Source organism: Streptomyces sp. NPDC102514, from assembly GCF_055584525.1.
In genome coordinates, this window is sequence record NZ_JBVJLW010000006.1 from 102873 (window position 1) to 124885 (window position 22013).

Consider the following 22013-nt stretch of genomic DNA (forward strand, 5'->3'; position numbering starts at 1 on the left):
GCGTACGCCGACATCTGACACGTACGCCGACATCTGACACGTACCTCTACGTCTGACACGTGCGCCTGCGTCCGGCGCGTACGCCTATGTCCGGCGTCCGGGGCGGACGTGGCGGCCGTACAGCGTCAGCGCTCGTGCCAGCAGGGTCAGCGCGAGCGTGCACAGCACGGCCCGTACGGCGTTCCAGGCCACCCACGGGTCCTCGAACTCCTCGCGCACGGCCGCCGGGTCGGCCATCGTCGCCGGATTCCCGGCGTCCATGAGGCCGTCGTTCAGCGGGATGTTCACGACCACGGTGAGCAGGAACGCCAGCCCGTACGCGACGAGCGCCCCGAACACCCACACGCGCACCCGCGGTGAGGCGCGCAGCTGCCAGGCGGAGACCGCCGTCAGCAGCAGCGCGCCGAGGAAGCTCAGGAAGAACACCGGGTTCTGGATGACGTCGTTGATGTTCTGCATGACCTCGACGTACACACGGTCGTCGCTGCGGGCCAGCGCCGGCATGATGCTGCACGCGAACGCGTAGAACAGCCCGGCGATCAGCCCCATGGCCACCGCGGCCGCGGCCAGCACACCCCCGGCGGCCCTGCCCCGCTCCCTGCCGCTCTCCGCTGTCCCGTTCTCTGCGTCGGTCGTCATGCCGTCGAGTCAAGCGCCGGGCGGGACCCGGACGACATGGTTCGGACGCGCACCGGCATAAGCGGACGTCCAACGCCCGGCCGGCGCGGGGCCGGTGGCCGGACGGCGCGGGCGGGTACGGGGCGGCGTGGGGCTTCCCGCCGCGCGCGGGGGAAGGCACTGTAGGGGTACGAGCCCTGCGCGGCCCCCTCAAGGGCCACGCGCGGCCCTCTGGCGGACCCCCACCCCACGACCTCCCACGCACCTTCCACGCACCTCCCGCGATCCCTCACCGGCCCCTCCTGGCGGCAACCCCAAGGCGGTGACAGGCACATGGCACTGGGCACGGCCACGGCCCCGTACGAGCTGCGGTTCGACTCCGGGCGGATCTGTCTCGATCTCCTGGCGACCACGCACCCCGAGGAACGGCTCGACTCGGCCGAGCCGCTGCGGGCCTGGATCACCGGATCCGGACTCGTCCCGGCGGGTACGCCCCTCGCGTCGGCCGACTCCTCCTGGATCGTGGGCTTTCGTGAACTGCGCGGCCATATAGGACAGTTGGTACGCCAGGAGCCGTCCAGGGACTCGCGGTCCTTCGTCGTCGCGCTGGCCCGGGTCAACGAACTCGCCCGCGCCGCACCGCCCGTACCCTTGGCGGTGTGGGACGCGGGCGGCTCGCTCGTACGCGCCCTGTGCTCCCCGCCGACCTGCGCGGCGCTCCTCGCGGCGGTCGCCCGTGACACGGTGGAGCTCCTCACGGATCCGGCCGCCCGTGCGAGCATCCGGCAGTGTGAGGGAGACAACTGCCCCATCGTCTACCTGGATACGTCCAGAGGGCGTCGTCGCAGGTGGTGCTCCAGTGAGGTGTGCGGAAACCGTGAGCGGGTGGCCAGGCACCGGCGCAGAGCAGCCCTCGCACGGGCTTAGGATCTGCCGTGGATCCCTCGTGAAGCACTTGTGGAGCAGATGAGGAGGAGAAATCCTCACGCTCCTCACAAAGAATTCCATTCACTTTGAACAGCGCAACGCCCGCACCCGTATCCGGAGATGAGCGACCGACTGGGGGATCCCCCGGACACCGGAGGTAGGCGTGCGCAAGGATTCCGCCGTGGCCGATGAACGATCGCCGAGGGCCCGACATCGCATGTCCCAGCCCTCGGAACCCGACGAGGAGCTGATGCGTGCGCTGTACCGGGAACACGCGGGGCCCCTGCTCGCCTATGTGCTGCGGCTGGTCGCCGGGGACCGGCAGCGGGCGGAGGACGTCGTGCAGGAGACGCTCATCCGCGCGTGGAAGAACGCCGGTCAGCTCAACCGAGCGACCGGTTCGGTACGCCCCTGGCTGGTGACGGTCGCTCGGCGCATCGTCATCGACGGGCACCGCAGCCGGCAGGCCCGGCCGCAGGAGGTGGACCCGTCGCCGCTGGAGGTCATTCCCGCGGAGGACGAGATCGACAAGGCGTTGTGGCTGATGACACTCTCTGACGCGCTCGACGACCTGACCCCCGCGCACCGGGAGGTACTGGTCGAGACGTACTTCAAGGGGCGTACCGTAAACGAAGCCGCCGAAACCCTGGGGATACCCAGCGGCACGGTGCGCTCACGGGTGTTCTATGCCCTGCGTTCGATGAAGCTCGCACTGGAGGAGCGGGGGGTGACGGCATGAGCACATACGGGGGATACGGAACGGGTAGTCCTGGACCCATGCAAAGTTCGCAAGGGCAGGGAGATCTGCACGAGACGGTAGGGGCCTACGCGCTGGGCATCCTCGACGACGCCGAGGCGACCGAGTTCGAGGCGCATCTGGCCACCTGCGAGTGGTGCGGGCAGCAGCTCGACGAACTCGCGGGCATGGAGCCGATGCTCGCCGCCCTCGCGGATCTGCCGGGCACACGGGGCACACCGGCCATCGGCGAGACACTGGCCGTCCGCCCGAGCCCACAGCTCTCCGACCGGCTGGTCGGCGAAGTGGTCGAGCGGCGCGTCAAGGCCAAGAAGAGCAGGCGTCTGTTCTTCGGGCTCGCGGCCTCGCTGATCATCGGCGGCCCGATCGCCGCGATCGCGGCCACCGCCGGCGGCGACACCGCGCAGGAGGCCAAGCCTCTGGCGTCCGTCAGCCCCGCCAAGCAGGTGTTCACGGGGATGAAGGACAAGGTCGAGGCCACCGACGCGAGCACCCAGGTCAACGCCGCGGTCGGCATGGAGAGCAAGCCCTACGGCACGGGTATCGCCCTCCAGCTGAAGAACGTCAAGGGCCCGCAGAAGTGCTCTCTGGTCGCCGTCAGCAAGAGCGGCGAGCGGGAGACGGCGACCACCTGGACCGTCCCGAAGTGGGGCTACGGAATCAAGGGCGCCGCCACCGAGCTGGCCAGGAATCCGCTCTATCTGCAGGGCGCCGTGGCGATGAGCGACGCCGACATCGACCACTTCGAGGTCGTCACCTTCGACGGCGACAAACTGGTCGAGGTCGACGCGTGAACCGGCCGACGAGGTCACGTGCGGGCCGGCGGGAAAGCCGGCGCGAAGTCGACCGGTAAGTGGATCAAGAGCGGAAACGTAGCCTGACGGGCTCCCCTTCGCGTACGGTTGACGGCTGCCATGCACGTCAGAAGGGGGCCCGGTGGCCGCTCAGGTTCAGCAGGAAATGGCGCTCGATCCGGTAGGCGACTCCGTACGCGACCGGGAGATCGGCGTCGAACAGGAACACCTCGACCGGGTGTACCAGCGTCTTGAGGAAAAGATCCACGAGGCGGAGTTCCTGATGAACGACGCCGCCCAGCGCGGCCAGGTCGGCACGCCCGGGGCACTCGCGGAGCGCGACGCGCAGGTGTTCCGGGCGGGGATCCATCTCAACCGCCTCAACAACGAGTTCGAGGACTTCCTCTTCGGAAGGATCGACCTCCTCCAGGGCAAGGACGGCAAGAAGGGCCCGGACGGCGCGTACACGGCGGTCGAACCCGCCGAGGGAGCCGTCCGCCCCGACAACACCGCCGACATCGCGGAGACCCTCCACATCGGCCGTATCGGCGTCCTCGACGCCGAGTACGCGCCGCTGGTGATCGACTGGCGGGCCCCCGCGGCCGCGCCGTTCTACCGCTCCACCCCGGTCGACCCCGGCCGGGTCGTACGCCGTCGGGTCATCCGCTCCAAGGGCCGCAAGGTCCTCGGGGTCGAGGACGACCTGATGCGCCCGGAACTCACGGCCACCCTCGCAGGGAACGAACTCCCGGTGATCGGCGACGGCGCCCTGATGGCCGCCCTCGGCCAGGCCCGCAGCCACACCATGCGGGACATCGTCGCCTCCATCCAGGCCGAGCAGGACCTCGTCATCAGAGCCCCCGCCGCGTCCGTCACGTACGTGGAGGGCGGCCCCGGCACCGGGAAGACCGCGGTGGCCCTGCACCGGGCCGCCTACCTGCTCTACCAGGACCGCAGAAGGTACGCGGGCGGCATCCTGATCGTCTCGCCCACGCCCCTGCTCGTCGCGTACACCGAAGGCGTCCTGCCGTCCCTCGGCGAGGAGGGCCAGGTCGCCATCCGCGCGGTCGGCTCCCTGGTCGACGGCGCCGAGGCCACGCAGTACGACGCACCCGCCGTCGCCCGCGCCAAGGGCTCCTACCGGATGCTCAAGGTGCTGCGGCAGGCGGCGCGCGGGGCACTGGAGACGCCGGGCGCGCCCGGCGGGAACAGCGCCCCCGCCCCGGCCGGGCAGCTCTCGGCCGGGCAGCTCTCGTTCGGCGACGAGGGCGAGGACGGCGAGGAGGACGACGAGACCGGCACGCGGGCCCCCGCCGCCACCCCCACCCGGCTCCGTGTCGTCGCCTTCGGGCGCCGGCTGGAACTGGAGGCGCCCGAACTGGACCGCATCCGCAACAACGCGCTCTCCGGGACCGCGCCCGTGAACCTGCTGCGCCCGCGCGCCCGCAAGCTGCTGCTCGACGCCCTCTGGTCGCGCTCCGGCGCGGGCTCCCGGCACACCGACCCCGAGCTGGCCGCCGAACTGCGCTCGTCGTTCGACGAGGACGTCAGCTCCGAGGACGCCTTCATCGCCTTCCTCGACGCCTGGTGGCCCGAGCTGACCCCGCGGGCCGTACTGGCGGCGATGGCCGACGAGCGGCGCCTCGGGCGCTGGGCACGGCGGATCCTCAACCCCGGCGAGGTGCGCCGGGTCGCCCGCTCCCTCAAGCGGGACGGGCTCTCCGTGCACGACGTGGCCATGCTCGACGAACTGGAGGCGATCGTCGGCACCCCGACCCGCCCCCGCAAGAAGCGCGAATTCGACCCCCTCGACCAGCTGACGGGCCTGGAGGAGCTCATGCCCCAGCGCGAGGAGACGCAGCGCGAGCGGGCCGAACGGCTGGCCCAGGAGCGTACGGAGTACGCGCACGTCATCGTCGACGAGGCACAGGACCTCACGCCCATGCAGTGGCGCATGATCGGCCGCCGCGGCCGGCACGCCACCTGGACCGTGGTCGGCGACCCCGCCCAGTCGTCCTGGTCGCATCCGGACGAGGCCGCCGAGGCCCGTGACGAGGCCCTCGGCAGCCGTCCGCGCCGCCGCTTCACGCTCACCGTGAACTACCGCAACCCGGCCGAGATCGCCGCGCTCGCCGCCAAGGTGCTGGCCCTCGCCATGCCCGGCTCCGAGTCGCCGCGCGCGGTCCGCTCGACGGGCGTGCAGCCCCGCTTCGTCACGGCGGTGCCCGCGGGCGGCGCTGCGGGCGGTCAGGGCTCAGGTGGCCAGGGCTCCGGCGGCGCGCGGGAGACCCTGTCAAGGACCGTCCGGGAGGAGGCCGCCCGGCTGCTCGACCAGGTCGACGGCACGGTCGGCGTCGTCGTCGCCATGAACCGGCGCGGCGAGGCCGCACGCTGGCTCGCCGGGCTCGGGGACCGTGTGGTGGCCCTCGGCAGCCTGGAGGCCAAGGGCCTGGAGTACGACGCCACGGTGGTCGTCTCACCCGCGGAGATCGCCGACGAGTCACCGGCCGGGCTGCGGGTGCTGTACGTGGCCCTGACCCGGGCGACCCAGCAGCTCACCATCGTCTCGGCGGCCCGGGACGAGCCGGACGCGGACGGGGTGCCGGACCTGCTGCGGGACTGAGGGGGACCGGGTCCCGTGAATCGCGGGGCCCGTCCCGGTGAACCGCGGGGCCCGTCCGCGTAAAGCTTCCCTGTGAACCCACGGTGCGGGAATTGCCTTACGGGGATCGTTTGTTACCTTTGACGTGACACCGGCCCGATCCAAGCCCCCGGGCCCAACCTTCGTCGCTACGAGCGACCACTTGCCGCGAGGCGAGCATGGCGGGTCGGTGTCATTGAACGTGAGCGACAGCAGCAGTCGCACGAAAGAGGTCCACGTCACCCGGTGACGTGGACCTCTTTCGTGGTGAACGTGGTGAACGTGGTGAACAAAAGGTTCGCAATCCGGGGCGGCTACCACGTACTCCGCGGTAGGTGCGACGATCGGACGGCAAACCCGCGAACCAGCAGTACTCGCAGCACTAGCAGTACTTCGGTGAAAGCAGAGGAAGTCGGCCATGGCAACGGCGCCCAGCGTCTCCTACTCGATCACGGTCCGGTTGGAGGTGCCCGCGAGCGGAACCGCGGTCTCCCAGATCACCACCGCCGTGGAGTCCAGCGGAGGCTCGGTGACCGGCCTCGACGTGACGGCCTCCGGCCACGAGAAGCTCCGTATCGACGTCACCATCGCGGCGTCCTCCACGAAGCACTCGGAAGAGATCGTCGAGCAGCTCCGCGGCATCGAGGACGTCACGCTCGGCAAGGTCTCCGACCGTACGTTCCTGATGCACCTCGGCGGCAAGATCGAGATGGCGTCCAAGCACCCCATCCGCAACCGTGACGACCTCTCGATGATCTACACACCCGGTGTGGCCCGGGTCTGCATGGCGATCGCCGAGAACCCCGAGGACGCCCGCCGCCTGACCATCAAGCGCAACTCCGTCGCCGTCGTCACCGACGGCTCCGCGGTGCTGGGCCTCGGCAACATCGGCCCCAAGGCCGCCCTGCCGGTGATGGAGGGCAAGGCCGCGCTCTTCAAGCGGTTCGCCGGGATCGACGCCTGGCCGCTGTGCCTGGACACCCAGGACACCGACGCGATCGTGGAGATCGTCAAGGCGATCGCCCCCGGCTTCGCGGGCATCAACCTGGAGGACATCTCCGCCCCGCGCTGCTTCGAGATCGAGGCCCGCCTGCGCGAGGCCCTCGACATCCCCGTCTTCCACGACGACCAGCACGGCACAGCGATCGTCGTCCTCGCCTCGCTCACGAACGCGCTGCGCGTGACCGGCAAGTCGATCGGCGACATCCGCGTCGTCATGTCGGGCGCGGGCGCGGCCGGTACGGCCATCCTGAAACTCCTGCTTGCCGCGGGCGTCAAGCACGCCGTCGTGGCCGACATCCACGGTGTCGTGCACGCGGGCCGCGAGGACCTGGTCAAGGCCGCCGAGGACTCGCCGCTGCGGTGGATCGCCGACAACACCAACCCCGAGGGCGTCACGGGCACGCTCAAGCAGGCCGTGCGCGGCGCGGACGTCTTCATCGGCGTGTCCGCCCCGAACGTGCTCGACGGCGACGACGTGGCCGCGATGGCCGACGACGCGATCGTCTTCGCGCTCGCGAACCCCGACCCCGAGGTCGACCCGGGCGTCGCCCGGCAGACCGCCGCGGTCGTGGCCACCGGCCGCTCCGACTTCCCGAACCAGATCAACAACGTGCTGGTCTTCCCGGGCGTCTTCCGCGGGCTCCTGGACGCGCAGTCCCGCACGGTCAACACCGAGATGATGCTTGCGGCCGCAACGGCGCTGGCGGAGGTCGTGACCGAGGACGAGCTCAACGCGAACTACATCATCCCCAGCGTGTTCAACGACAAGGTCGCGGGTGCGGTGGCGGGGGCGGTCCGCGACGCGGCGAAGGCGGCAGGCGTCACGGTCTGAGGAAGCCCCGCCCCACCACTCCTGGGGCTGCGCCCCCAGACCCCCGCCACGCTCGCAGCTTCGTCCGCGGCCCCGGTGGGGGCTGGTCGCGCAGTTCCTCGCGCCCCTGGGACGCGCTTGCGCGCTCGTCCTCAGACGCCGGACGGGCTGGAAGGCTTCGTCTGCGGCCCCGGTGGGGGCTGGTCGCGCCGTTCCCCGCGCCCCTGAACAGCGGGGCTGCGCCCCGGGCCCCGCATCGCGCTTGCGCGCATGGGGTGGAAGCTCTGTCTGCGGGCTCGGTGGGGGCTGGTCGCGCCGTTCCCCGTGCCCCTGGAAGGCGGGGCTGCGCCCCTGCCTTTCAGGTCGGCCGGCGTTTGAGGACGAGCGCGCAGCCCCGCCCTCAGGGGCGCGGGGAACTGCGCGACCCGCCCCCACCGGCCCGCGGACGAAGGTCGGCGCGGCGGGGGTTCGGGGCGGAGCCCCGTAGAGGTGGCCGCTGTGACGGTTACCACCCCGTGCCCAAACCGGCGCGTCGCCGGACACACGGCGCAGGCCCGCCTCTAGGGTGGCGGCCATGACTCGGTCCCTGCGGGCCCGCCAGGGCCTCAACCGGGCCTGCGGTCCGCTGCCGGGAGCGGACGGAGCGTCACCATTTCGAGGCCGTGGCGCTTTTCGTGTGACTCCCAGGGGTGCCGGATTGGCTTTCCCGCCGCAGGTGGGGGCAGGATGCGTCTTCGGGCGCGAGGGTCCGGCCACGGACCCGGGTCCGGGGACCGCCGAGGACCCTGGCAGCATCGGCTTCGACGTGCCCGATATGCGGTCCGCCGCGTGGCACGCCTCAACGGCAAGAAGAACACGGGAGTAACAACATGAACCGCAGTGAGCTGGTGGCCGCCCTGGCCGACCGTGCCGAGGTGACCCGCAAGGACGCCGACGCCGTTCTGGCCGCCTTCGCCGAGACCGTCGGTGAGATCGTCGCCAAGGGCGACGAGAAGGTCACCATCCCCGGCTTCCTGACCTTCGAGCGCACCCACCGTGCCGCTCGTACCGCTCGCAACCCGCAGACCGGTGACCCGATCCAGATCCCGGCCGGCTACAGCGTCAAGGTCTCCGCGGGCAGCAAGCTCAAGGAAGCCGCCAAGGGCAAGTAAGCGCCAAGCGCTTCGCTGAGAACGCTGATGGGGCGGTACCCGGAGTTCCGGGTACCGCCCCATCGTGGTTCGCTGAAAGACGGCCTCGAACGCCGGCCGGGCTGATCGTCAGCCGAGTGCCTTGCCCGGCAGCTCCACCTTCGCGCCAAGCTCGATCAGCTTCTCCATGAAGTTCTCGTAGCCGCGGTTGATCAGGTCGATGCCGTGCACCCGGGACGTGCCCTGGGCCGCCAGCGCCGCGATGAGGTACGAGAAGCCGCCGCGCAGGTCGGGGATGACCAGGTCGGCGCCCTGGAGCTTGGTGGGGCCGGACACGACCGCCGAGTGCAGGAAGTTGCGCTGGCCGAAGCGGCAGCGCGAGCCGCCCAGGCACTCGCGGTAGAGCTGGATGTGCGCGCCCATCTGGTTCAGCGCGGACGTGAAGCCGAGGCGGGACTCGTACACCGTCTCGTGGACGATCGAGAGGCCGGTGGCCTGGGTGAGGGCGACCACGAGGGGCTGCTGCCAGTCGGTCTGGAAGCCCGGGTGGACGTCCGTCTCCAGCGCGATCGACTTGAGCTGGCCGCCGGGGTGCCAGAAGCGGATGCCCTCGTCGTCGATCTCGAAGGCGCCGCCGACCTTCCGGTACGTGTTGAGGAACGTCATCATCGAGCGCTGCTGGGCGCCGCGGACGTAGATGTTGCCTTCGGTCGCCAGGGCCGCGGAAGCCCACGAGGCGGCCTCCAGGCGGTCCGGCAGGGCCGCGTGGGTGTAACCGCCGAGCTTGTCGACGCCCGTGACGCGGATGGTGCGGTCGGTGTCCATCGCGATGATCGCGCCCATTTTCTGCAGGACGCAGATCAGGTCCTCGATCTCCGGCTCGACCGCCGCGTTCGCCAGCTCGGTGACGCCCTCCGCGAGGACGGCCGTCAGGAGCACCTGCTCGGTCGCGCCGACGGACGGGTAGGGCAGCTCGATCTTCGTGCCGCGCAGCCGCTGCGGAGCCTCCAGGTACTGGCCGTCCGCGCGCTTCTCGATCGTCGCGCCGAACTGCCGCAGCACCTCGAAGTGGAAGTCGATCGGCCGGCCGCCGATGTCGCAGCCGCCGAGGCCCGGGATGAACGCGTGGCCGAGGCGGTGCAGCAGCGGGCCGCACAGGAGGATCGGGATGCGCGACGAGCCCGCGTGGGCGTCGATGTCCGCGACGTTGGCGCTCTCCACGTGCGACGGGTCCATGATGAGCTCGCCCGGCTCCTCACCCGGACGGACCGTCACCCCGTGCAGCTGCAGCAGTCCGCGTACGACCCGCACGTCGCGGATGTCCGGGACATTGCGCAGCCGGCTCGGAGCACTGCCGAGCAGTGCGGCAACCATGGCCTTCGGTACGAGGTTCTTCGCACCGCGGACACGGATCTCACCCTCCAGCGGGGTTCCGCCGTGGACAAGGAGTACGTCGTCTGAGCCGTTGACGGTCATGTATCTCGCGTTCCGATTGGTGGGACAGAGGCGAAGAAGCAAGGGTAATGGCCCCCCACCCCCCTTCAGTAAGCCCGAGGGGCTCTCAGGCACGTCATAGCTTTGCCACAACACGAACCGTGCCTAATCGGACACGCGGGGTCACCGGCGCCCCTGTGCGCTCCACCTGCACCAGTACGCCCTGAGCTGCATTCACGTGGTTACGGGTATTGCCTCCCCGTCCGCGGGGAAGATGCGGGATCATGTCACGCATGACGGAGGTGTCCTCGCTCACAGGGCGGCTGCTCGTGGCCACACCCGCCCTTGCGGACCCCAACTTCGACCGCGCGGTGGTGCTGCTCCTCGACCACGACGAGGAGGGCTCGCTGGGTGTCGTCCTCAACCGCCCGACCCCCGTGGACGTGGGTGACATCCTCGCGGGCTGGGCGGAACTCGCGGGGGAGCCCGGGGTCGTGTTCCAGGGCGGCCCGGTCTCCCTGGACTCGGCGCTCGGGGTGGCGGTGATCCCTGGGGGCGCCTCCGGGGAGCGCGCGCCGCTCGGCTGGCGCCGGGTGCACGGGGCGATCGGACTCGTGGACCTGGAGGCCCCGCCGGAGCTGCTCGCCTCGGCGCTCGGCTCCCTGCGGATCTTCGCGGGGTACGCGGGCTGGGGGCCGGGGCAACTGGAGGACGAACTGGGCGAGGGCGCCTGGTACGTCGTCGAGTCCGAGCCCGGTGACGTCTCCTCGCCCGCTCCGGAACGGCTGTGGCGCGAGGTGCTGCGCCGTCAGCGCAACGAACTGGCGATGGTGGCCACGTACCCGGACGACCCTTCGCTCAACTGATGTCCCCCGCCTTCAGTACTCTTGCGTTCATGAGCACTCTTGAGCCTGAGACCCAGCCCCAGCGAGGCACTGGGACGGGAACCCTCGTAGAGCCGACGCCGCAGACGTCGCACGGCGACGGGGACCACGAGCGCTTCGCCCACTACGTCCAGAAGGACAAGATCATGGCGAGCGCGCTCGACGGTACGCCCGTCGTCGCACTCTGCGGCAAGGTGTGGGTCCCGGGCCGGGACCCGAAGAAGTACCCCGTGTGTCCCATGTGCAAGGAGATCTACGAGTCCATGGGTGCCGGCGGCGACGACGGCAAGGGCGGCGGCGGTAAGGGCAAGGACGGCGGCAAGTAGCGCTCCCGTGGCCTTAGTGGTCTCCCACGCCTCGGTACCCCACGCCCCGCGACGCCGTGGGGCGCTCTCCCGTGGCGCGCGGTGCGCCGCGTGGCTCGAATACGACGGAGTACGGCCGCGGCGCCCCGGTGCGGGGCGCCGCGGCTCCGTCGTGTCCGGCTGACCGGCGGGGCTCGCGGCGCGGTCGGTGTATGCGGCGTATCCGGGGCCTTTGTCCGGGGAGCCCGTTGCACGGAGTGCTTCTGCCGGTCACAGAGTGGTTGAGACCTCTTGTGGGCATGTTCATGTACTCCATAGCCTCCCGGGTGTTGTGCAGCGCAAAACCACCATTGCAGATGCTGCAACGCGCCCCGGAGGACGCCCCCATGAAGCTCGCACCCCTCTCTGCCCGTATGGCCGCCCCGATCGCCGCCCTCGTCGTCGCCGGGCTCACGGCGACCGCCTGCGCCCCTGAGTCGTCCGACAACTCCGGTGGCAAGGACGAGAAGAGCGGCACCCTGCGGGTGTGGCTCTTCCAGGAGGTCACCAACGCGCCGAAGGAGAAGGTGGTCGACGGTGTCGTCACCGCCTTCGAGAAGGCCCACAAGGGCACGAAGGTCGACGTCCAGTACATCCCCGTCGAGACCCGCGCCGAGAAGATCAAGGCCGCCTTCAACGACCCCAAGAGCGCGCCCGACCTCATCGAGTACGGCAACACGGACACCGCCGGGTACGTCAAGGACGGCGGACTCGCGGACGTCAGCGAGGAGTTCACGGACTGGAGCGAGTCCAAGGACACCGACCCGACCGCCAAGCAGTCCGTCACGGTCGACGGCAAGATCTACGGAGCCCCGTACTTCGTCGGTGTGCGCGCCCTTTACTACCGCACCGACATTTTCGAGGACCTGGACCTCGAAGTCCCCAGGACACAGGCCGAGCTGATCAGCACGGCCAAGAAGATCCGGCAGGCGAAGCCGGACCTGTACGGTCTCGCGGTCGGCGGCGCCTACACGTACGGCGCGATGCCGTTCATCTGGTCCAACGGCGGTGAGCTGGCCGAGGGCAAGGGCGGCTCGTACGCCTCGACCATCGACAGCGCCGAGGCCCAGAAGGGCATCAAGGCGTACACCTCGCTCTTCGGCGACGACAACTGTCCGGCCGCCAAGTGCGCGGGCATGGGCGGCAACGACACCGTCACGGCGTTCGCCTCCGGCAAGGCCGGCATGGCCATCGGCGGCGACTTCAGCCACGCGGCGATCGAGGCGGGCAAGGTCAAGGGCAAGTACAAGGTCGTCCCGCTGCCCGGGGTGAAGTCCGGTGAGGTCGCCCCCGCCTTCGCGGGCGGCAACAACCTCGGCGTGCTCAACAGCACCACCCACCGCACCCTCGCCGTCGACCTGATGGAACAGCTCGCGTCGAAGAAGACGCAGGGCGCGCTCTTCGACGCGATGGGCTTCCTGCCGACGTTCACGGACGTGCGCCAGGACGTCGCGAAGCGCGAGCCGTTCGTCGAGCCCTTCGTGAAGACCCTGGGCTCCGGCGCCAAGTTCGTCCCGGCCTCGCCCGCCTGGTCGCAGATCGACGCGTCCCTGGTCCTGCCGACGATGTTCCAGGAGGTCGTCAGCGGACGTAAGGGCGTGGAGGCCGCCTCCAAGGACGCGGCGAAGAAGATGAACGACGCGTTCAGCTCCGCCGGATGAGCCGGATGACCGACCGGCCGCTCGCGGTGTCCGCCCCGGAGGCCGCCCCCGGGCCGCCCCCGGCGGCCGGACCCGTCGCGCGGGGCTCGTCGGCCGGGACCGCCGTGATGGCGCCCCGGCCGGGCCGCGGCCCCGCGACGGGCCGCAGATCCCCGCTCGCCCGCGGCGGCTGGACGCCCTGGCTCTACCTCGCCCCCGCGCTCGTCGTCATCGGCGGCCTGCTCGTCTACCCCGTCTACCAGCTCGGGCTGATCTCGTTCCTGGAGTACACCCAGGCACAGGTCAGCGGCGGGGAACCGACGTCCTTCCAGGGCTTCGGGAACTACGCGACGCTCTTCCGCGACGAGCAGTTCTGGCAAGTGCTGCTCGCCACCGTGGTGTTCGCGTCGGCGTGCGTCGTGTCGACCCTGGCGGTCGGCTGCGGGCTCGCCGTCCTCCTGACACGTGTCCGTGCCGTCCCCCGGCTCGCCCTGATGCTCGCCGCACTCGGCGCCTGGGCGACCCCCGCGGTCACCGGGTCCACGGTGTGGCTGCTCCTGTTCGACCCCGACTTCGGCCCGGTCAACCGGGTCCTGGGACTCGGCGACCACTCCTGGACGTACGGCCGGTACAGCGCCTTCGCCCTCGTCCTGCTCGAAGTCGTCTGGTGCTCCTTCCCGTTCGTGATGGTCACCGTGTACGCCGGAATCCGCGCCGTGCCCTCCGAGGTCCTGGAGGCCGCCTCCCTGGACGGCGCCTCCCAGTGGCGGATCTGGCGCTCGGTGCTCGCGCCGATGCTCCGCCCGATCCTCGTGGTCGTCACCATCCAGTCGGTCATCTGGGACTTCAAGGTCTTCACCCAGATCTACGTCATGACGAACGGCGGCGGCATCGCGGGCCAGAACCTCGTCCTGAACGTGTACGCGTACCAAAAGGCGTTCGCGTCCTCCCAGTACGGCCTCGGGTCGGCGATCGGAGTGGTGATGCTGCTGATTCTGCTGGCGGTCACGCTCGTCTATCTGAGGCTGCTGCGAAGGCAGGGGGAAGAGCTGTGAGTTCCGTGACGTCCGGCGATTCGGTGCGGACCGGATTCGTGCGAAATCTCGTACGCCGTTCCGTGCGACGGCCGTGGCGGCTGGCCGCCGAGGTCTCGGCGCTGCTGATCGCGGCGGTGGTCGCATTCCCCCTCTACTGGATGGTGCTCAGCGCCTTCAAACCGGCCGGGGAGATCGAGTCGAGCGAGCCCCGGCCCTGGACGCTCTCGCCGTCGCTGGATTCCTTCCGGCGGGTCTTCGGGCAGCAGGAATTCGGCCGTTACTTCCTCAACAGTCTTGTCGTGGCGGTCACCGTCGTCGCCGTCTCGGCGCTCATCGCGTTTCTCGCCGCGACCGCCGTGACACGATTCCGCTTCCGCTTCCGGACCACCCTGCTGATCATGTTCCTGGTCGCCCAGATGGTGCCCGTCGAGGCACTGACGATCCCCCTCTTCTTCCAGATGCGGGACTTCGGTCAGCTCAACACCCTGGGCGCGCTGATCCTGCCGCACATCGCCTTCTCCCTGCCCTTCGCGATCTGGATGCTGCGCGGCTTCGTGAAGGCCGTCCCCGAGGCGCTGGAGGAGGCCGCCCACATCGACGGGGCGAGCCGGACGCGGTTCCTGTGGCAGATCCTTTTCCCGCTGGTCTTTCCCGGGCTCGTGGCCACCAGCGTGTTCTCGTTCATCTCCGCCTGGAACGACTTCCTGTTCGCCAAATCCTTCATCATCAGCGACACCTCGCAGTCCACGCTGCCGATGGCCCTCCTCGTCTTCTACAAGCCCGACGACCCGGACTGGGGCGGCGTGATGGCCGGTTCCACGGTGATGACGATTCCCGTACTGATCTTCTTCGTACTCGTACAGCGGCGCCTGGTCTCCGGACTCGGCGGCGCGGTGAAGGACTGACGTGAGCGACGCGACACCCGTGGCCCCGACCCCCGACGCCCCGGCCGGGGTGATCCCGGCGCCCCGCTCCGTACGGGAGTCCGCCCGCCCGGGGGTGCCGCTCGACGCGGCCACCACCCTGTCCGCGGGCCCCGGCACGGGTACCACCGAACGCTGGCTGCGCCTCACCCTCGGCGCCGCCCTGGGGCTTTCGCTGCCGCCCGCCCCCGAAAGCACCGGCGGCCCCGAAAACACGTCCGGCACCGAAAGCGCGACCGGTGCGGAAAACGTCCCGAACACCGTGCGGTTGCGTATCGACGAGTCCCTCCCGCCGGAGGCCTACGTACTCGACGCCGATTCCGGACGGGGCATCGAGATCCGCGGCGGAAGCGGCGCCGGAGTGTTCTGGGGAGCCCAGACACTGCGTCAGCTCATCGGCCCCGAAGCCTTCCGGCGGGCACCCGTCCGGCCGGGCGTCACCCACGTCGTCCCGAACCGGACCATCGAGGACGCACCGCGATTCGGCTGGCGCGGTCTGATGCTCGACGTCTCGCGGCACTTCATGCCGAAGGACGGCGTCCTGCGCCAACTCGACCTGATGGCCGCGCACAAGCTCAACGTCTTCCACTTCCACCTCACGGACGACCAGGGCTGGCGTATCGAGATCAAGCGGTATCCGAAGCTCACGGAGACCGGATCATGGCGGGCACGCACCAAATTCGGTCATCGCGCCTCGCCCGACTGGGAGGAGAAGCCGCACGGGGGCTTCTACACCCAGGACGACATCCGCGAGATCGTCGCGTACGCCGCCGAACGGCATATCGCCGTCGTCCCCGAAATCGACATCCCGGGGCACTCGCAGGCCGCCATCGCCGCATATCCGGAACTCGGCAACACCGATGTCATCGACACGCACTCCCTCTCCGTCTGGGACACCTGGGGCGTCTCCAAAAACGTACTCGCACCCACTGACAACGCCCTTCGCTTCTACGAGGGCGTCTTCGAGGAACTCCTCGGCCTGTTCCCCTCGGAGTTCATCCACGTCGGCGGCGACGAGTGCGCCAAGGACCAGTGGAAGGCGTCCCCCGCCGCACAGGCGCGGATCACCGAACTGGGCCTCGCGGACGAGGACGAACTGCAGTCCTGGTTCATCCGCCACTTCGACGACTGGCTGAGCGCGCGAGGACGCCGGCTGATCGGCTGGGACGAGATCCTGGAGGGTGGACTCGCCCCCGGCGCCGCCGTCTCCTCGTGGCGCGGCTACCGGGGCGGCATCACGGCGGCACGGGCCGGCCACGACGTCGTCATGTGCCCCGAGCAGCAGGTGTACCTCGACCACCGGCAGGCCGAAGGACCCGACGAGCCCGTGCCCATCGGTTTCGTGCGCACCCTGGAGGACGTCTACCGCTTCGAACCCGTTCCACCGGAGCTGACCCCCGCTCAGGCGCGGCACGTGCTGGGCACTCAGGCCAACCTGTGGACCGAGGTGATGGAGGACCGGGCCCGCGTGGACTACCAGGCGTTCCCGCGGCTCGTGGCCTTCGCGGAGGTCGCCTGGAGCGCCCTGCCCCCGCCCGCGGAACGCGACTTCGCGGATTTCGAGGAGCGAATGACCGCGCACTACGCGCGACTTGACGCCCTGGGAGTCGCCTACCGGCCACCCGCCGGGCCGTTGCCCTGGCAGCGGCGCCCCGGGGTGCTCGGACGCCCGATCGAGGGGCCGCCCCCGAACGTGTGAGGCGGCTCCCGGAGGGTGTCGTCCGGCGCGGCACCGCGGGACGGCGGCCCCCGCGGAGAAAGACACCCAAGAGGCTACGAAAACCGCCAATTGACTCCGGCGGGCGATGTGGTGCGAAAACGGACCATCCGCTGGTGGCGGGTAGGAATGCCTCCTAGCGGACCCCCGCGTCGGGGAACCGGGAAGATGTGCCAGAGTTGCCACGTCCGCCCTGTCAGCACGTACCGTACGGCAACACAGGTGGGACCAGGTGGGGCAGCGGGAAGGGGCAGCCGGTTTGACCACGCACGCACCGCAGGCGGCGCACGCCGTGACGCTGCCCGCCTCACTCGACGAGGCCGTGGCGGCGCTCGCAGCCATGCCCGCCGCCGTTCCCGTGGCCGGCGGCACCGACCTCATGGCCGCCGTCAACTCCGGACAGCTGAGGCCCGCGGCACTCGTCGGCCTCGGCCGCATCAGCGAGATCCGCGGCTGGCAGTACCAGGACGGCCACGCGCTCCTCGGCGCGGGCCTCACCCACGCCCGTATGGGGCGCCCCGACTTCGCCGCCCTCATCCCGGCCCTCGCGGCCGCCGCGCGGGCCGCCGGACCCCCGCAGATCCGCAACGCGGGCACCCTGGGCGGCAACATCGCCTCGGCGTCGCCCACCGGGGACGCGCTCCCGGTGCTGGCCGCGCTGGAAGCGACCCTCATCATCGCCTGCCCGGGCGGCGCCCGCCGTGAGATCCCCGTGTCGCACCTGCTCGCGGGCATGGAGATGCTCCGCGGCGGCGAACTCATCGGGTACGTGCGCGTGCCGCTGCTGCACGCGCCCCAGGTCTTCCTGAAGGCGACCGGACGGACCGGCCCGGGGCGCGCCATCGCCTCCGTGTCGCTCGTCCTCGACCCCGCCAGGCGCGGAGTGCGGTGCGCCGTCGGTGCCATAGCGCCGATGCCGCTGCGCCCCCTGGACGCCGAACAGTGGGTCGCCTCGCTGATCGACTGGGACAACAACCGCGCGATCGTGCCCGAGGCGCTGGCCGCCTTCGGCGAGTACGTCGCCGCGGCCTGCATCCCCGACGCGGCCCCCGAGGAGGACGGTTCCGTCCCGCCGCTGCCACCCGCCGTACTGCACCTGCGGCGCACTGTCGCCGCGCTGGCCCGACGAGCACTGGGGAGGGCACTGTCGTGACCGACGACCAGCACGGAGATCAGCACGGTGAGGGCGGGCCCCGCGCGGGCAGCCGCTGGGACCCGCTGCCCCAGGGCGACTACGACGACGGCGCCACCGCCTTCGTCAAGCTCCCCGAAGGGGGCATCGACGCCCTCCTCGCGGACTCGCCGCTCGCCGCGCCCGGCCACGGCTACGTACCGCCGCCGATAACGGTCGCGCCCGGCACGGGTGCCGAGAACGACCCCGGGTCCGCCGGCTCCTGGGGCGCACCGCCCGAGGCGGCCGGCCACGGTCAGCGGCAGGACGTACGGTGGCCCGACCCGAACGCCCTCCCCGAAGAGCACCTGCAGGCCCCCCAGGACCAGTTCGCGTACAACCCCGGGTCCACCGGCCAGTGGGACTTCGACCAGCCCGCACAGGGCGGCCAGGGCCCGCACGGACACGACGGGACGGGACACGACCCCTCGGGTCAGGACGTCACCGGACAGTGGTCCATCCCGCTCGCCGACGGTGATCTGCCGGACGAGTCCGGCGAGTTCACCACGTCCTCGCTCGTCGAGCAGTGGGGCGGCAGTCCGCCCGCCACGCTGCCGGGCGGAGCGGCCGCGCCGTGGGCCAACGAGCCCTGGGCCCAGCAGCCGGCCGAGCAGCAGCAGCCCGCCGACGCGACCGGGCCGCACGCCCCCGCCGAGCACGGCGCCGCCGAGATCATCGACGTCTCCGGAGCGCACGCCGACGAGATCGCCGTCTCCGTGGAGCGCGACCAGGGCCGCGACGACGGACGCGACGAGCCCTCCGGGGCCGCGTCCCGGCACGACCACCAGGAGTTCGCGGACGACCCCGCGGGCGACCCGGAGGCGGCCTCCACGGAGGAGCCCGGCGAAGAGACTCCCGACGCCCCGTCCGACGGGTCCACCGCGTCCTTCACGGACACCGGGGCCGCCGAGGAGTCCGGGTCCGACGACCCCCAGGGCATCGCCCCGCACAACGACCACCCCCTCGCCTCGTACGTCCTGCGGGTGAACGGCGTCGAGCGGCCCGTGACGGACGCCTGGATCGGCGAATCGCTGCTGTACGTACTGCGTGAGCGCCTCGGCCTCGCGGGCGCCAAGGACGGCTGCTCGCAGGGCGAGTGCGGCGCCTGCAACGTCCAGGTGGACGGCCGGCTCGTCGCGTCCTGCCTGGTGCCCGCCGTGACCGCCGCAGGGAGCGAGGTGCGCACCGTCGAGGGCCTCGCCGCCGACGGGCAGCCCTCGGACGTCCAGCGGGCCCTTGCCAGGTGCGGTGCCGTGCAGTGCGGTTTCTGCATCCCGGGCATGGCGATGACCGTGCACGACCTCCTTGAGGGCAACCCCGCGCCGACCGACCTGGAGACCCGCCAGGCCCTGTGCGGCAACCTGTGCCGCTGCTCCGGCTACCGGGGCGTCCTGGACGCCGTACGGGACGTCGTGGCCGAGCGGGAGGCCCACACTGCCGCCGAGAACTCTTCGGACGGCGACGAGGCCCGTATCCCGCACCAGGCGGGCCCCGGCGGCGGAGGCGTCAACCCGTCCGCGTTCGAGCCCCACCAGTCCAACCAGCCCCACGAGCAGCCGTACGGCCAGGACGGAGGCCAGGCGTGAGCAACGACACCGCCACCGCGACCACCGCGCAGCCCGGCACCGCACCGGAACCGCCGCCGCACGGTCTCGGCGTGTCCCTGCCGTCCGCGGAGGCCCGCGCCAAGACGGAGGGCACCTTCCCGTACGCGGCGGACCTGTGGGCCGAGGGCCTCCTGTGGGCCGCCGTCCTGAGATCACCGCACCCGCACGCGCGCATCCTGTCCGTCGACACCACCCACGCGCGCGAGATGCCCGGCGTCCAGGCCGTCATCACCCACGAGGACGTGCCCGGCACCGCGCTGCTCGGCCGCGGCAGGGCCGACCGGCCGGTCTTCGCCTCCGACGTCGTGCGCCACCACGGAGAGGCCATCGCGGCCGTCGCCGCCGACCACCCCGACACCGCGCGCATGGCCGCCGCGGCCGTCATCGTCGAGTACGAGATCCTCGACCCGGTGACCGACCCGGAGCAGGCCTTCGAAGCCGAGCCCCTGCACCCCGACGGCAACCTCATCCGCCACATCCCGCTGCGCCACGGCGACCCGGACGCGGCCGGGGACATCGTCGTCGAGGGCCTGTACCGCATCGGCCGCCAGGACCCAGCCCCGATCGGCGCGGAGGCCGGCCTCGCCGTGCCCCGCCCCGACGGCGGGGTCGAGCTCTACGTGGCCTCCACCGACCCGCACACCGACCGCGACACGGCCGCCGCCTGCTACGGCCTGGAGCCGGAGCGCGTGAAGGTCGTCGTCACCGGCGTCCCCGGCGCCACCGCCGACCGCGAGGACCAGGGCTTCCAGCTCCCCCTGGGGCTGCTCGCCCTCAAGACCGGATGCCCGGTCAAGCTGACCGCGACCCGCGAAGAATCCTTCCTCGGGCACGTCCACCGGCACCCCACCCTGCTGCGCTACCGCCACCACGCGGACGCCGAGGGCAGGCTGATCAAGGTCGAGGCGCAGATCCTCCTCGACGCGGGCGCGTACGCGGACACCTCCTCGGAGGCCCTCGCCGCCGCCGTCTCCTTCGCCTGCGGCCCCTACGTCGTCCCGAACGCCTTCATCGAGGGCTGGGCCGTACGCACCAACAACCCGCCCTCCGGACACGTACGCGGCGAGGGCGCCATGCAGGTGTGCGCCGCCTACGAGGCCCAGATGGACAAGCTGGCCAAGAAGCTCGGCGTCGACCCGGCCGAGCTGCGCCTGCGCAACGTACTGGCCACCGGGGACGTCCTGCCGACCGGCCAGACCGTCACCTGCCCGGCCCCCGTGGCCGAACTGCTCCAGGCCGTCCAGGACCACCCGCTGCCCGCCCTCCCCAAGGACACCCCCGAGGACGAGTGGCTGCTCCCCGGCGGCCCCGAGGGCGCAGGGGAACCCGGCGCCGTACGGCGGGGCGTCGGCTACGCCCTGGGGATGGTCCACATGCTCGGCGCCGAGGGCACCGACGAGGTCTCGACGGCCACCGTGAAGGTCCACGACGGCATCGCCACCGTGCTCTGCGCGGCCGTGGAGACCGGCCAGGGCTTCACCACGCTGGCCCGGCAGATCGTCCAGGAGACGCTCGGCATCGAAGAGGTCCATGTGGCCTCCGTGGACACCGACCAGCCCCCGGCGGGCCCCAGTGCCCGCGGCCGGCACACCTGGGTGTCCGGCGGCGCCGTCGAACGGGCCGCCAAGATGGTCCGTACGCAGCTGCTGCAGCCCCTGGCCCACAAGTTCGGCATGTCCACCGAGCTGCTCCAGATCACCGACGGCAAGATCACCTCGTACGACGGCGTGCTGTCGACGACCGTCGCCGAGGCGATGGACGGCAAGGAGCTGTGGGCGACCGCGCAGTGCCGCCCGCACCCCACCGAGCCGCTGGACGGCGCGGGCCAGGGCGACGCCTTCGTGGGCCTCGCCTTCTGCGCGATCCGCGCGGTGGTGGACGTGGACATCGAGCTGGGCTCGGTACGCGTGGTCGAACTGGCGCTCGCCCAGGACGTGGGCCGCATCCTGAACCCCGCGCAGCTCACCGCCCGTATCGAGGCCGGCGTCACCCAGGGCATCGGCGCCGCCCTCACGGAGAACCTGCGCACCGCGCGCGGGCTCGTCCGCCATCCCGACCTCACCGGGTACTCGCTGCCGACCGCCCTCGACGCCCCCGACATCCGCATCGTCAAGCTCGTCGAGGAGCGCGACGTGGTCGCGCCCTTCGGAGCGAAGGCCGTCAGCGCGGTACCGGTCGTCACGTCCCCCGCGGCGGTCGCGTCCGCGGTCCGGGCGGCCACGGGACGCCCCGTGAACCGGCTGCCGATAAGGCCTCAGGCGGCCGTGGTGACGGCGACGCAGTGAGGTACGTGCCGGACGCCGGGTGAGTGGTGGACGGCGGTGCGGTCCTGCGCGCGCGTCTGTCTGACGGGGACGCGATCCTGGCGGTCCGGAGCGGGCCCGGAGTCGGCCCGCGTCCGCCGAGCCGGCCCGCGGGACTCGGCGGGATTCGGGCGGGGCTGACGGCGAGTCAGCGGGAGATCGTGAGAAGCCGCTGGTCAGCGCGATCCAGGGGCGTTGTCAGTGGTGCCGGGTAGTGTTCTGGTCAGTGGGGGAGGACCGCTGGGCGGCGGGCCGTTTCCGGGTGTTTCGAGG

The 22013-nt window shown here is 71.3% G+C and carries 17 protein-coding genes; 15 read left to right on the top strand and 2 right to left on the bottom strand.

All coding sequences use genetic code 11. From position 1 onward, the window contains the following. Nucleotides 1–84: 84 nt before the first annotated feature. Nucleotides 85–549 carry an anthrone oxygenase family protein gene (locus tag ACZ60E_RS17260; RefSeq protein ID WP_469441787.1) on the bottom strand — a complete coding sequence of 155 codons (465 nt, stop codon included), beginning with the start codon at nucleotides 547–549 and terminating at the stop codon, nucleotides 85–87. Between the two features lie 402 nt (nucleotides 550–951). Between ACZ60E_RS17260 and ACZ60E_RS17265 the strand changes: the two genes are divergently transcribed. The 6 genes from ACZ60E_RS17265 to ACZ60E_RS17290 all read left to right on the top strand — a co-directional run bounded on the left by ACZ60E_RS17265 (nucleotide 952) and on the right by ACZ60E_RS17290 (nucleotide 8701). Beyond that, nucleotides 952–1545: a CGNR zinc finger domain-containing protein gene (locus tag ACZ60E_RS17265; protein ID WP_469441331.1), complete on the top strand. Its 594-nt coding sequence runs from the start codon at nucleotides 952–954 to the stop codon at nucleotides 1543–1545. Nucleotides 1546–1762: 217 nt separating this feature from the next. After that, nucleotides 1763–2284 (top strand): sigma-70 family RNA polymerase sigma factor, encoded by a 522-nt coding sequence (locus ACZ60E_RS17270; RefSeq protein WP_010039908.1) that lies wholly within the window; start codon nucleotides 1763–1765, stop codon nucleotides 2282–2284. Between the two features lie 38 nt (nucleotides 2285–2322). Then, nucleotides 2323–3096 (top strand): anti-sigma factor family protein, encoded by a 774-nt coding sequence (locus ACZ60E_RS17275; protein WP_384805251.1) that lies wholly within the window; start codon nucleotides 2323–2325, stop codon nucleotides 3094–3096. Between the two features lie 142 nt (nucleotides 3097–3238). Continuing rightward, the gene (locus ACZ60E_RS17280) at nucleotides 3239–5719 is read left to right on the top strand and encodes a HelD family protein (RefSeq protein WP_469441333.1); all 2481 of its coding nucleotides are present in this window, start codon (nucleotides 3239–3241) and stop codon (nucleotides 5717–5719) included. Between the two features lie 436 nt (nucleotides 5720–6155). Next, nucleotides 6156–7571, top strand: a complete 1416-nt coding sequence (locus ACZ60E_RS17285; protein ID WP_267028814.1) for an NAD-dependent malic enzyme — start codon at nucleotides 6156–6158, stop codon at nucleotides 7569–7571. 848 nt (nucleotides 7572–8419) lie between these two features. Next, nucleotides 8420–8701: an HU family DNA-binding protein gene (locus tag ACZ60E_RS17290; protein ID WP_007382399.1), complete on the top strand. Its 282-nt coding sequence runs from the start codon at nucleotides 8420–8422 to the stop codon at nucleotides 8699–8701. A gap of 108 nt (nucleotides 8702–8809) precedes the next feature. On the opposite strand, the gene murA is transcribed toward ACZ60E_RS17290, so the two are convergent. After that, nucleotides 8810–10156 carry a UDP-N-acetylglucosamine 1-carboxyvinyltransferase gene (gene murA / locus ACZ60E_RS17295; RefSeq protein ID WP_189775097.1) on the bottom strand — a complete coding sequence of 449 codons (1347 nt, stop codon included), beginning with the start codon at nucleotides 10154–10156 and terminating at the stop codon, nucleotides 8810–8812. A gap of 251 nt (nucleotides 10157–10407) precedes the next feature. Here murA and ACZ60E_RS17300 point away from each other — a divergent pair, with 251 nt between their 5' ends. The 9 genes from ACZ60E_RS17300 (at nucleotide 10408) to ACZ60E_RS17340 (ending at nucleotide 21722) form a co-directional block, all read left to right on the top strand. After that, nucleotides 10408–10980 carry a YqgE/AlgH family protein gene (locus tag ACZ60E_RS17300; RefSeq protein ID WP_210882211.1) on the top strand — a complete coding sequence of 191 codons (573 nt, stop codon included), beginning with the start codon at nucleotides 10408–10410 and terminating at the stop codon, nucleotides 10978–10980. Between the two features lie 29 nt (nucleotides 10981–11009). Beyond that, the gene (locus tag ACZ60E_RS17305; RefSeq protein WP_314411964.1) at nucleotides 11010–11324 is read left to right on the top strand and encodes a DUF3039 domain-containing protein; all 315 of its coding nucleotides are present in this window, start codon (nucleotides 11010–11012) and stop codon (nucleotides 11322–11324) included. Between the two features lie 365 nt (nucleotides 11325–11689). Next, nucleotides 11690–13003 carry an extracellular solute-binding protein gene (locus ACZ60E_RS17310; RefSeq protein ID WP_469441337.1) on the top strand — a complete coding sequence of 438 codons (1314 nt, stop codon included), beginning with the start codon at nucleotides 11690–11692 and terminating at the stop codon, nucleotides 13001–13003. A gap of 107 nt (nucleotides 13004–13110) precedes the next feature. Further along, nucleotides 13111–14037: a carbohydrate ABC transporter permease gene (locus ACZ60E_RS17315; protein ID WP_469441790.1), complete on the top strand. Its 927-nt coding sequence runs from the start codon at nucleotides 13111–13113 to the stop codon at nucleotides 14035–14037. A gap of 5 nt (nucleotides 14038–14042) precedes the next feature. Further along, nucleotides 14043–14924, top strand: a complete 882-nt coding sequence (locus tag ACZ60E_RS17320) for a carbohydrate ABC transporter permease (RefSeq protein ID WP_384805306.1) — start codon at nucleotides 14043–14045, stop codon at nucleotides 14922–14924. A 1-nt stretch (nucleotide 14925) separates the two neighbouring features. Continuing rightward, nucleotides 14926–16641, top strand: coding sequence for a beta-N-acetylhexosaminidase (locus tag ACZ60E_RS17325; RefSeq protein ID WP_469441338.1), 1716 nt, complete (start codon nucleotides 14926–14928; stop codon nucleotides 16639–16641). Nucleotides 16642–16918: 277 nt separating this feature from the next. Then, nucleotides 16919–17812, top strand: coding sequence for an FAD binding domain-containing protein (locus ACZ60E_RS17330; RefSeq protein ID WP_107015942.1), 894 nt, complete (start codon nucleotides 16919–16921; stop codon nucleotides 17810–17812). Continuing rightward, on the top strand, nucleotides 17809–19416 hold the full coding sequence (locus tag ACZ60E_RS17335) for a (2Fe-2S)-binding protein (protein ID WP_469441341.1): 1608 nt from the start codon (nucleotides 17809–17811) through the stop codon (nucleotides 19414–19416). The genes ACZ60E_RS17330 and ACZ60E_RS17335 overlap by 4 nt, the downstream gene beginning before the upstream one ends. Further along, nucleotides 19413–21722: a xanthine dehydrogenase family protein molybdopterin-binding subunit gene (locus tag ACZ60E_RS17340; RefSeq protein WP_384805240.1), complete on the top strand. Its 2310-nt coding sequence runs from the start codon at nucleotides 19413–19415 to the stop codon at nucleotides 21720–21722. The genes ACZ60E_RS17335 and ACZ60E_RS17340 overlap by 4 nt, the downstream gene beginning before the upstream one ends. Nucleotides 21723–22013 lie beyond the last annotated feature (291 nt).

What these genes read in the sequence shown, in the direction of transcription:
- ACZ60E_RS17275 (WP_384805251.1), top strand. Translation starts at nt 2,323, where the DNA reads ATGCAAAGTTCGCAAGGGCAGGGAGATCTGCACGAGACGGTAGGGGCC.
- ACZ60E_RS17315 (WP_469441790.1), top strand. Translation starts at nt 13,111, where the DNA reads ATGGCGCCCCGGCCGGGCCGCGGCCCCGCGACGGGCCGCAGATCCCCG.
- murA (WP_189775097.1), bottom strand. Translation starts at nt 10,156, where the DNA reads ATGACCGTCAACGGCTCAGACGACGTACTCCTTGTCCACGGCGGAACC.
- ACZ60E_RS17265 (WP_469441331.1), top strand. Translation starts at nt 952, where the DNA reads ATGGCACTGGGCACGGCCACGGCCCCGTACGAGCTGCGGTTCGACTCC.
- ACZ60E_RS17310 (WP_469441337.1), top strand. Translation starts at nt 11,690, where the DNA reads ATGAAGCTCGCACCCCTCTCTGCCCGTATGGCCGCCCCGATCGCCGCC.
- ACZ60E_RS17305 (WP_314411964.1), top strand. Translation starts at nt 11,010, where the DNA reads ATGAGCACTCTTGAGCCTGAGACCCAGCCCCAGCGAGGCACTGGGACG.
- ACZ60E_RS17290 (WP_007382399.1), top strand. Translation starts at nt 8,420, where the DNA reads ATGAACCGCAGTGAGCTGGTGGCCGCCCTGGCCGACCGTGCCGAGGTG.
- ACZ60E_RS17300 (WP_210882211.1), top strand. Translation starts at nt 10,408, where the DNA reads ATGACGGAGGTGTCCTCGCTCACAGGGCGGCTGCTCGTGGCCACACCC.
- ACZ60E_RS17270 (WP_010039908.1), top strand. Translation starts at nt 1,763, where the DNA reads ATGTCCCAGCCCTCGGAACCCGACGAGGAGCTGATGCGTGCGCTGTAC.
- ACZ60E_RS17285 (WP_267028814.1), top strand. Translation starts at nt 6,156, where the DNA reads ATGGCAACGGCGCCCAGCGTCTCCTACTCGATCACGGTCCGGTTGGAG.
- ACZ60E_RS17260 (WP_469441787.1), bottom strand. Translation starts at nt 549, where the DNA reads ATGGGGCTGATCGCCGGGCTGTTCTACGCGTTCGCGTGCAGCATCATG.